The sequence below is a fragment of the uncultured Rikenella sp. genome (assembly GCF_947628055.1).
In the GTDB taxonomy this organism is placed as follows: domain Bacteria; phylum Bacteroidota; class Bacteroidia; order Bacteroidales; family Rikenellaceae; genus Rikenella.
On the sequence record NZ_CANQYJ010000080.1, the window covers coordinates 1 to 11064 of the forward strand.

The 11064-nt window shown below is 58.6% G+C and carries 7 protein-coding genes; all 7 read right to left on the bottom strand.

What is annotated here, in order from left to right; all coding sequences use genetic code 11:
- Positions 1 to 155: 155 nt before the first annotated feature.
- The 7 genes from Q0Z93_RS07730 to Q0Z93_RS07760 all read right to left on the bottom strand — a co-directional run bounded on the left by Q0Z93_RS07730 (position 156) and on the right by Q0Z93_RS07760 (position 10542).
- Positions 156 to 1340, bottom strand: a complete 1185-nt coding sequence (locus Q0Z93_RS07730; protein ID WP_298064347.1) for an efflux RND transporter periplasmic adaptor subunit — start codon at positions 1338 to 1340, stop codon at positions 156 to 158.
- Positions 1341 to 1409: 69 nt separating this feature from the next.
- The gene (locus tag Q0Z93_RS07735) at positions 1410 to 1829 is read right to left on the bottom strand and encodes a hypothetical protein (RefSeq protein ID WP_298064348.1); all 420 of its coding nucleotides are present in this window, start codon (positions 1827 to 1829) and stop codon (positions 1410 to 1412) included.
- Between the two features lie 35 nt (positions 1830 to 1864).
- Positions 1865 to 3628 carry a sulfatase-like hydrolase/transferase gene (locus Q0Z93_RS07740; protein WP_298064349.1) on the bottom strand — a complete coding sequence of 588 codons (1764 nt, stop codon included), beginning with the start codon at positions 3626 to 3628 and terminating at the stop codon, positions 1865 to 1867.
- Positions 3615 to 4877 carry a BamA/TamA family outer membrane protein gene (locus Q0Z93_RS07745; protein ID WP_298064350.1) on the bottom strand — a complete coding sequence of 421 codons (1263 nt, stop codon included), beginning with the start codon at positions 4875 to 4877 and terminating at the stop codon, positions 3615 to 3617. Before Q0Z93_RS07745 ends, Q0Z93_RS07740 begins: the two co-directional genes overlap by 14 nt.
- Positions 4878 to 4903: 26 nt before the next feature.
- Positions 4904 to 5869 carry a PCMD domain-containing protein gene (locus tag Q0Z93_RS07750; protein WP_298064351.1) on the bottom strand — a complete coding sequence of 322 codons (966 nt, stop codon included), beginning with the start codon at positions 5867 to 5869 and terminating at the stop codon, positions 4904 to 4906.
- Between the two features lie 255 nt (positions 5870 to 6124).
- On the bottom strand, positions 6125 to 8284 hold the full coding sequence (gene scpA, locus Q0Z93_RS07755; RefSeq protein ID WP_298064352.1) for a methylmalonyl-CoA mutase: 2160 nt from the start codon (positions 8282 to 8284) through the stop codon (positions 6125 to 6127).
- 359 nt (positions 8285 to 8643) lie between these two features.
- Entirely contained in the window at positions 8644 to 10542 is a 1899-nt protein-coding gene (locus tag Q0Z93_RS07760) for a methylmalonyl-CoA mutase family protein (RefSeq protein WP_298064353.1), read from the bottom strand.
- Between the last annotated feature and the right edge of the window lie 522 nt (positions 10543 to 11064).

The window sequence follows — 11064 nt, forward strand, 5'->3', positions numbered from 1 at the left end:
TTGTTCACAACCGAGCAGCGTTTCGAGAGCAGAGGCCGCTTGCGGACTATGCCGAGATAGCGCGAGGAAAACGAGCGAAGCGAAGTTAAAGAGAACAGTTCCATCCCGAATACGTACAATAAAGCCTACAGAAAAAAAGGAACAGTTAAAGAAAGTTAGTGGGAATGGCCGTGCGGGATAGCAGTTGACATACCAGCCAGACGGACATAGTAAGCCCCTTCGGTCACCACCACCTCGCCCGGCGCGAGACCCGCGAGCACCTCGACCCGCACCCCGTCCGAGCTGCCCAGTCGAACCGGCACCTTGCGATAGTGGCCCGGAGAAAGACGCACATAGAGATAGTGCGCCCCCTGCTCCTCCGTGAGAGCCGACAGCGGCACCGTCAGAACCCCTTCGCGCACCGCCCCCTTGAGGAAAACCTCCACCACCGATCCCGGCGTCAGCCCTACCCGGTTGTCGAACTCGAACCGCACCGGCAGCGTCGGCGATCCCGCCGCCACCGCACGGCCCGAACCGATCAGCCGGCCGCCCAATTCCATAAGATCATAGCTCTTGCCGTCGTAAGGCATCGTGAAATTGGCCGTCCGCACCTCCGCGACCTCCGACAAGCAACGCTGCGGCACGTCGGCCCGCAGCACCAAGTTCCGGTTGGCAGAAATCGTCGCCAACGGTTGGCCCGCCGCGACATAATCCCCCTCGCCCACAAGGAGCGACGTGACGTAACCGCCGATCGGCGCGACAATGTTTTTACCCCCCTTGGTGGCATTTTCGGAAAGGACGGCCACCTTACGGCGCGCCACGTCCACGGCCAGTTCGGCCGCCTCCAGATCCGCCCCGCTGACCACCTTATTGCCCGAAAGCGTCTCCGCCCGGGCATAGTCCGCCTCCGCTTTGGCCAGCTCCGCCCGGGCATCGGCCAACTGCTGCGGATAGTTGTCTCCGACCATGCCGGAGGAACCCAGCACCAACAGAGGCGACCCTTGGACGACGTGCGTCCCTTCGGTCAGCCGGCGGCCGCCAAAGCCGACAATACCCGATGTCGTGGCCGTCACGGTCGATCGGTCGCCCGGAGCGGCTTCGATCGCGCCGCCGGTGCGAATCACGGAAGCGAACGGCCCTGTGGCCGCCGTTTCATAGGTCAGACCGAGCGCAGCCGCTTGCTCGTCGCCGAGTGCAATCACGCCCGGCTCGTCGATATGTTCTTTTCCGGCTGTTTCGGCCGCATGGCCGTGGCTTTCGGCTCCGTGGTCGTGGTCATGACCGTCGTCCGCCGGATGGGGTGCACATCCGGCCCATGTCAGCGCGGTGAGCGCCGACAGCAATATCAATGGAAATTTCATGGAAAAATCTCGTTTTACAGTTTTGCAAAAGACATACGCCGCCTCTTTCCGAAGCGGTGCGGATCGAAACTATAAAACGACTGGAGGAGCCCTTCCCGACGAGGAATCGGGTGTCCATAACGAATCCCCTCCCCGATCGGCCCGGGCGAAAAGAATAGAGGTATCCGAATTCGGTTCCGGAATTTCGATCCGGTTATCGCAAAGAAGAAACGGAGTGGAAAAAAGGTCGAAACCGGTCTGCACAGAATCGCCGACCGGATTGCGCAGCAGAAACGACAGCGAAGGAACCGAATGAGACAGGTCGCATCCGTCCGAAGTTTGATCTCCCGATGTCTGGGCCAGACCGCCGGCCTGGTGCCGAATGCCGAACAAGGGCGAGCAGACCGAAAGGTCTTCGCTGCAATGATGATGCGGGATGAAGATATGCGCGAAGAGCACCGTGCTGGCCACCAGTACGGCAAAGAAAGCGATATGTCGGCGCAGCTTCATGGTATCCCGATCGGAAAACAAACAAATATAGCGATTTATTTCGATTTCCGCATAGCCTTGTCCGCCGGGGAAGCAGGGTATTCCAGCCCCATGCGCCGGAACATTTCGATGTCCTGCGGTTTGAGCCCCACGCGGTCGAGCGTTTCCGGCTCGTTATGGTCGTTCAGGTAGTGGCGCGGCGTGACCGTGAAAAACGGCGAGGTCACCGCCAGCGAATCGTTCCGGTACGGAGTTTCGATCCCTCCCACGGAAAGCAGCGTATGGAAAATCACATTGGTGGTCATCGGTTTATCCGCATTCGCCGCCGCGTGTGCATGGGCCGCCGGGTTCAGCGCGTCATACGCCGCGGAAAACCACATCACGCACGGGATATGGAGCTGATAATAAGAGGGAATCGGCGAAGCGTGCAGGAACAGGTTCCGCCGGTCGTCGAAAATATCTTCGCCGTGATCCGATGCGTAGAGCATGGCCGCCGCCGTGTTCGGCTGCGCGCGGAGCCGCGAAATGATGCCGTACAAGAGTTTGTCCGTCGTCCGGATCGAGTTGTCGTAGGCGTTGACCAGTATATCCCGATTCTCCCGCGTCACGGACTCGTAGCTGGCCGGCCGAAAGTGGATGTCATTCACCGGGTACCGTTCCTGGTAGTCGAAATGCGAGCCGTAAGTATGCAGCACGATGAACAGTTTCCGTACCGCGGTATCCGCCAGCAGGTTGTCCACGCTCCGCAGCAAGACTTCGTCGTAAGGGTTGTACTCCTCGCCTTTGGCCTGGGCATTGGCTTTCAGAAACACGGTGGTGTCCGCCTCTGCCCCGAAATGGTCGATGAACGAGCGGTTCGGCAGCTGGTTGGAGAAGAACGCCGTGCGGAATCCCGCCTCCTTGAAAGCGGTCAGAATACTTTTATGGGTATAAAGGATGTCGTAGTCTTCCGCCGATGCCGCACTCAGCATGATCGGCACGCTCTTGTGCGTGGCATTGGCCTGGGTCAGCATATCCCGGTACCACACCAGTCCGTCGGTTTTCGACAGGCAAGGGTTGGTCTCCCGCTCGTATCCGTAGAGCTGCCAGTTGAGCGCTCGCGCCGTTTCGCCGACGACCATCACATAGACCTCCCGCACGCTGTCCGCCCGATGGGAAACCGCCCCGAACCGGAAATCCCGCGAAGTCTCGGCATAGCGTTCGCTCTGCTCCCACCGTTCGACCGCCAGTGTCAGGTTGTAGCCGATATTGACCGGCCAGAGGTGGAGCCGGGCCCGGTATTCGGAGTTCTGCACCCGTGCCCCGAAAAGTGTCGCCACGCCCGCGAGGAAGACGATGCCGGCCCTGCCCAAGTTATGGCGCCGGAAAGCCCCTGTCAGCCGATCGTCGATCCGGATCGACATCACCCCCAGTATCAAAGTCGGCGCATAGAGCAGCACCACCCCCACGATCGCCGGCGCGAGCTTGCCCAGCAGCTCCAGCGCCTCGCCCGAGTTGGTGGTCGCCACGTTGAGCAGCATGTCCACCGCAATGATGGAGTTCCCGAACAGGTAGAGCAGCACTAACTGGAATGCCCCGAAAACGAGCATCGGCAGCAGGCACCAGATCACGATCCCCGGCCTGCGGCTCGCTGTCAGCACGGCCATCCACACCGCCCCCGGCACCAAGATCAAAGCCAGTCTGCCGAAAAACGGAAGCGGCTCGGTGCAGCACAGAAACAGGTTCGGCACTAACAGCACCGCCAGAAAAATCCAGTAGTATGTCCGCTGGTCGGAAAAACGGGTTCCGAGCCGATTGACGATATGTTTAAAATGCTTCATTGATCTGGAAGAGGAAGCCGCTCTGGCCTTTTCCGAAGCCGTAGTCGAGACGGACGTTCACCCTTTTCTTGAATTCCCACCGGTAGCCGATCCCGTAGTTGGGCAGGGTATGGCCCCAGCGGAAAGTTTTAAAATCCTTGTATACGTTTCCCGCGCCGACCCATGCCGCCAGCCCGTGGCGGTGCCAGATGTGCTGCCGCAGCTCCATCTGTATCTCGGTCAGGTTGTTGTCGCGGTACCGGCCCTCGTAGTAGCCGCGCATGCGGTACGAGCCGCCCAGCTTGGCCATCATCGTCCACGGCACGTCTCCGTAGTTATGCTGCGTGTGGAAGTCGAATGCCAGCACGGCCCCTTTCCACAGCTTCTGATAATAGTCCACGATCACGTCCGTGCGCCCGTAGGCGTATTTGTTCCCCAACCATTTCGGGTTGGCGTACTGCTCGAGCCGCACGTACCATCCCTCGTAAGCGTTGGTCATCACGTCGCGCGAGTCGTAGTTCAGCACAAAACCCATGCCGAAGCTGAGTACCGACGGGTCTTGCCCGTTCAGCAGCTCCGGCCGGTCGAACCGCAGACCGTCCACGTAGTCGAAGCTGGCCACCGGCCCGATATGGAGGTGGTCGGCGATTCTGAACTGGAAATCGACTTTGACCTGGTTCTGCTTGCGGGTATACCGGCTGGCGTTGGCGTCGTTCACGGCCATATCGTACCCGATCCCCCAGAATGCGCTCGGGAACGAGAAGGTGTAAAGCACGTAATCGAGCCGGTAGCGGTCTTTCGGGAAGATGTTGTTTCCCCGTATCCCCACCATATAGAATCCGGAGGTAGCCACCGATCCGAAAAGCGAGACGTTGGACGGTTGCGAAAGGGTGTCATTACGGTCGAGGCGATACAGGCCCGAAGCCACTAACCCCAGCCCTACCTTGACATCGTTTGAATAGAACGGCCCGCCGATAATGCTGAAGTCGAACTTCTTCCGGTTGTATTTCGGCTGGTTGGACTCCGTAAAGAAGCGTTTGAATTTCTGCCAGCCGGTCAGTTTTTTCGGCAGGGTGTCCGCAACGGTCACAGCTGCGGCCGTGCTGTCTGCGGCGATCCCGGTCGTCGTATCCGTCCCGACAGAGAGTCCCGAGACTGTATCGGCCGGCGGAATGGCCGGCCGCGCCGCCGAAGCCCGACCGGTGCATGTCAGGGCCGCGGCGACCGCAAAAAGAAAAAGGGGCAGACAGGATTGGCGGAATCGGCTCATCGGTGGAGTTCGCTAAGAAGTAAAGGTCAGTATTGGAGCTTCACGTTGTCCACCCAGAGACTGTTCCCCACCGTCCCCACGTAGGCGCCGTCGTGGCTGGATGACATTTGCAGGATCATGTGCGTAGGCTGTTCGTCCGCCGCAGCCCAGCCCGTCTCGTGGATCGGCACCATTTCGCCTTTGCTGTTGCGGCACCAGTAGGCGCGGTCGTCCGGCACCAGCCCCATCTGCGGCTGAAAAGCGGGATTTCCGGTAATGTCGCCGTACAGCACCGGCACGGCATGCCCGTTCACCCAATTCGGGGTATTGGTGCCGAACCGTTCGCTGGCAGTTCCCACGCGCTTGGCATAGACATTCCCGTCGGCGTCTTCCCACCGTTTCTGGAGCAGCAGGATCACGTCGCCGTAATCCTGTCCGGGCACGGTTTTCTGCGAACTGAAGCCGGTGGCCTTGATGCGGTTCTGCGATCCGTCGGTGCGGTATTTGTAGTCCATGACCAGCGCCGTCGGTCTGCCGGTGAAAGGCACGCCGTGGTTGAGTTTGGCCATGGGATTTTTGGTGTCTTTGACCGGTTCGACCAGGTCGCCCAAAAAGATGCTTCCGGAAGCGAGCACTGTGACATTGATCATTCCCAGCACCTTGACGGTTTCCAATTTGGTGTCGAGCCGGGCGCAGCGTCCTGTGCCGCGTTGTTCGGGGAACACGGTCACGCTGCCTTTGGTGATGCCGCTCACTTTGGCCAGCACGTTGGAAGTCCCCCACGGCGATTGGGGATTGCGACGGTAAGGCATGTTGCCCCGCAAGGTATCGTCGGGTGCGACCTCGTACAGGTAGCGGACGTTGCCGCCGATCACTCCCGATTCCTTGATCTCGCGCACGACCCAGTGGTCGAAGTTGCCGAATGCGATGTTCACGGTTTTCTGTCCGGCGGCGGGAACGGCCGCGGCTCCCATGCCGGCTGTGAGCATCAGTGCGGTAAAGATTCTGTTCATGCGTTATCCTCCGTTTTTAAGCCCCGAGGGGATGGTTTTCGCGTTTTCTCTTTCTTTATGGAGCAACAATTTGGCAAAGATACAAATAATTCGTAACATCAAGTATTTTGCTGCCGGTCTTGACTTATACAAACAGATTCGGTGCCGTTTTTGGTATGCGAGAAAAGTAATTTTTACGGTTTTCGCTGTAAAAAAAGCCGGTGCGGCCTGGGTCAAACAGGCCGCACCGGCGTACGATTGCGGAAAGGGACGATGCTATTCGTCGAGCAGGATTTCGAGAATCTTGATCGCCGCGTCCGTGACCGGCGTCCCCGGCCCGAAGATCGCCGCCGCTCCGTTTTGGTAGAGGAAGTCGTAGTCCTGGTGCGGGATCACCCCGCCCACGATCACCACGATGTCCTCCCGTCCCAAGCGTTTGAGTTCGGCCACGATCTGCGGCACCAGCGTCTTGTGTCCCGCCGCCAAGGACGACACGCCCACTACATGGACATCATTTTCCACCGCCTGTTTCGCCGCCTCTTCCGGCGTCTGGAACAGCGGCCCCATATCGACATCGAACCCAATGTCCGCATAGCCTGTCGTCACCACCTTCGCTCCCCGGTCGTGGCCGTCCTGCCCCAGTTTGGCGATCATGATCCGAGGCTGCCGCCCCTCCTGTTTTGCAAAGCGTTCGCACAGCTCCTTGGCCTTGGCGAACTTGTCGTCGTCTTTCACTTCTGCCGAATAAACACCTGAAATTGAGCGGATCACCGCATTGTATCTGCCCACGACCACCTCGCAGGCATCCGAGATTTCGCCCAGCGACGCGCGCACTTTCGCCGCTTCGACCGCCAGTTCCAGCAAGTTTCCCTTCTTCGTCCGCACGCACTCCGTAATGGCCGCCAGCGCACGGTCCACCGCCGCCTGATCGCGATTGGCCCGCAGCTCCTGCAGCCGTTTGACCTGCGACTCCCGCACCGCCGTGTTGTCCACCGCCAGAATGTCGATCGGGTCTTCCTTGTCGAGCCGGTATTTGTTCAGCCCCACGATCGTCTGTTCGCCCGAGTCGATCCGGGCCTGCGTCCGCGCCGCCGCCTCTTCGATCCGCATCTTCGGCACGCCCGTTTCGATCGCTTTGGCCATCCCGCCCAGCGATTCGACCTCTTCGATCAATGCCCATGCCTTGTGCATGATCTGGTTGGTGAGCGACTCCACGTAGTAAGAGCCTGCCCACGGATCGACGCTGCGGCAGATGTTGGTCTCTTCCTGAATGTAAATCTGCGTGTTCCGCGCGATCCGCGCCGAAAAGTCGGTCGGCAGCGCGATCGCCTCATCCAGCGCATTGGTGTGCAGGGATTGCGTATGTCCCAGTGCCGCCGCCATCGCTTCGATCGCCGTCCGGGCCACGTTGTTGAACGGGTCTTGTTCCGTAAGCGACCACCCCGAAGTCTGGCTGTGGGTTCTGAGTGCCAGCGATTTCGGGTTCTTCGGGTTGAACTGTTTGACGATCTTGGCCCACAGCATCCGCGCGGCGCGCATCTTGGCGATCTCCATGAAGTGGTTCATCCCGATTGCCCAGAAGAATGACAGCCGCGGCGCAAAGCTGTCGATGTCCATCCCTGCATTGACCCCGGTGCGCAGGTATTCCAACCCGTCCGCCAAGGTATACGCCATTTCGATGTCCGCCGTCGCTCCGGCCTCCTGCATGTGGTAGCCGGAGATCGAAATCGAGTTGAATTTCGGCATGTTTTTCGAGGTGTACTCGAAAATGTCGGCGATGATGCGCATCGAAAATTCCGGCGGATAAATATAGGTGTTGCGCACCATGAACTCTTTCAGAATATCGTTTTGGATGGTTCCGCTGAGCTGTTCCAGCGTACACCCTTGTTCCAAGCCTGCCACGATATAGAATGCCAGCACCGGCAGCACGGCGCCGTTCATGGTCATCGAGACGGACATTTTGTCGAGGGGAATCCCGTCGAAGAGGACTTTCATGTCTTCAACGGAGCAGATGCTCACTCCTGCCTTCCCCACGTCCCCTACCACGCGCGGGTGGTCGGCGTCGTACCCGCGGTGCGTCGCGAGGTCGAACGCCACGGACAATCCCTTTTGTCCTGCGGCCAAGTTCCGCCGGTAAAAGGCGTTGGATTCCGCAGCGGTCGAGAATCCGGCGTACTGCCGGATGGTCCACGGCCGCATCACGTACATGGTCGAGTACGGCCCCCGCAGATATGGTGCGATCCCGGCGGCATAGTTGAGGTGCTCCATCCCGAGCAGGTCGTCTGCGGTGTATGTCCCTTTGACGGCGATATGTTCCGGTGTCATCCAAACCGGCGCGTCGCCGCATGTTTTGTTTTTCGCGCCGCAGCCGCAGCTGCCGCTCGCTCCGGCGGAACTTGCCGCCGAGTAGGCTATATCTGAAAATTTTGCTCTCATACAATTTGTCTTTTATGGGTTCTGTTTTTTGCAACCCTGTGTTTGGCTACTGTATGGTACCGTACCTTTTCTGAAGAAAAGGTACCCAAAAGACTTTCGGCGATACTGGCGTATCGCATGGGCTGCCGTAGTCAAGAGTCCTGCGGCCTATTTCTTGGGCCGGGAGTAATGGCGCGCTTTTTTGCAAGCCAAACCATTAGCGCGCCATTACCCCAGCCCAAAAGTAAGTCGAGCACTATTCACTAAGAACGGTCATGGAATGCGCAAGCATTCCCGAAAGTTTTTCTGGTTCTCTTTGTTCACAAAGAGAACAGTTCCCTCAAACCAGCCCAAAGAACGGTTACAGAAAAACAGAACGATTAAATACCCAATTCTTTGAGGTATCCCTCGAGTGTTTCGAGGACATTGCTGCGGACACTGATGAAATGCGAGATACCCGCCGCTTCGAGTTCCGGTTGGCACGCCGGCGCACCCGCCACCACCACGATGACATCCGTTCCGCGGAAAGCCTCGAAAACCTCCGGCGCCAGCGTCGCATAGTCGTCGTCCGACGAGCAGACCACCACGATCCGCGCCCCCGACGCCTTCGCCGCCTCGACCCCTTCGGCCACCGATGCGAAGAACGTGTTGTCGATCACCCGGATCCCCGCACAGGCGAAGAAATTGCAAGCGAACTGCGCTCTTGCCCGCGCCATCGCCAGCGTTCCGCACGTCAGCATGAACGCCTTCGGCTCTTTGCCGCTGCGATCCGTCCGCAGGCGCATCGCCTCGAACGCCATCGCCCCCCGGTACGGCCGGAGCGGCCGGTATTCCGGCTCCCGATCCGCATGTTTGCACCCGCAGTGGCAGCGCTTCGCCCCCCGCGTCACCGTCTCCGCCGTAATCTCCGCCGGAGCCGTCTCGTTGAAATTCGGGAACTGGTTCGTCCCCAACAGAGCCTCCCGCCGCGTTGCGATATTGTGATCCCGCTTGTTTGCCGTCTCTTCGACCCGATCCTGAATAAATCCTGCCTCGAACGCCGCCGTATACCCTCCCAAGTCTTCAACCGCGAGGAAGAGTTTCCACGCCTCCGCCGCGATCGACGCCGTCAGCTCCTCGATGTAGTACGAACCCGCCGCCGGATCTGTCACCTGGTCGAAATGCGACTCCTCTTTCAGCAAGAGCTGCACGTTCCGAGCAATCCGCGAACTGAACTCCGTCGGCTGTTCATAAGCGTGGTCGAACGGCAGCACCTCGATCGAATCCACCCCCGCGACCGCCGCGCTCATCGCCTCGGTCGTCCCCCGCAGCATATTGACATACGGGTCGTAGACCGTCTGGTTCCACGCCGAGGTCTGGATATGCGCCCGCAGTTTCGAGCTGCATCCCCGCTTCGGGTTATACGGTTTCATGATATTCGCCCACAGCAGCCTCGCCGCCCTGAGCTTCGCGATCTCCATGAAGTAGTTGGTGCCGACCGCGAAGTCGAACTTGATGGCCGGCGCCACCCGATCGACATCCATCCCCAAATCCGTGAGCCGCACCACATACTCGTGTCCCATGCTCAAAGCAAAAGCCAGCTCCTGCACCGCCGACGCGCCGCAGTTGTGGAACAGCGTCCCGTGCACCGTCATCATCCGGATGCGTTTGTACTGCGGCGCCCGGTCGAGCAATTCGCGGATCCGTCCGAACTGCTTGGCTCCGTCCGGCGCCGAGCATCCCCACGATCCCTTTTTGGAAAGTTTCATAAGCGGGTCGATCCCGAAAACGGCGAACACCTGTTCCGGGTCGAGCTTTTCCGCAACGATCTTATCCAGAAACAGTTCCGCCGCCCGGTAAACGCCGCACCCGCTGAAAGCGAGCTCGACCGCGGTGATCGTAATGCCTTTCAATAAGGTGTCGAGGTCCGAGGCCGAGAATTCTTTGTTCTTAATAACGAAGCCGAGCGAATCGACTCCTTTCATCAGCACATCATGTGCCTCTCGATTGGCCGCCGCCGGGTCGTCTCCCACCTCGATGGTCTGCCGCACCCGCCAGCGGTTGTCGGCCTTGACGCCCCGGACATACGGAAATTCGCCCGGCCGGGTGCCCAAATGTTTCAAGTCGGCCATGTCGTCGGCCCGGTAGTACGGCTCGACGTTGAATCCCTCCAGTGTCCGCCACACCAATTTCTTGGTGCGGTCGGCCCCTTTCAGGTCTTTGGCAATGACTTCCTCCCACGCCTCGGTGGTAACTGGCGGGAATTCGGCCATCAGCTTCGTCGCTTTTTCTTCTGCCATGATTAAAGTGTATTTGGGTTATTTATTCGTGTGTGCAAAGCGGGTCTGTATGGATGTTTTGAACTGCTACTGTGAATCGGTTAACACATTTATACAAAGTTATACGTTTATTTCCGAAAATGCCTCTTTCCTGGGCGATTTTTCATTCCGAGGTCTCTTTTCGCTGAAAAATTATCCACAATCGATTAAACTTTTCCTTTTCGGTGCGTCTTAAATAGGCGTGCGGATTGATGAATCCCTGTTCGGAACCGTAGGTTTATTTTGCACTGTGCTGTGAGTGACTGTTCTTTCTTTGAAAAGAAAGAACCAAAGAAACTTTCAGATAGCTGCGCTACTCCTTAGGCTCCGCAGTCCTCTTGCATTGCACTTTCTTTGGGGCGTGGCAATAGCGGGCATAAAGTACAGTACTCAATTGCCCGCTATTGCTCACACCCCAAGAGAATCGAAAACAAGGGTACCCGGCAGGCTCAAGAGATGCGTTAGCATCTCAAAAAGTTTTTCTGGTTCTCTTTGTTCACAAAG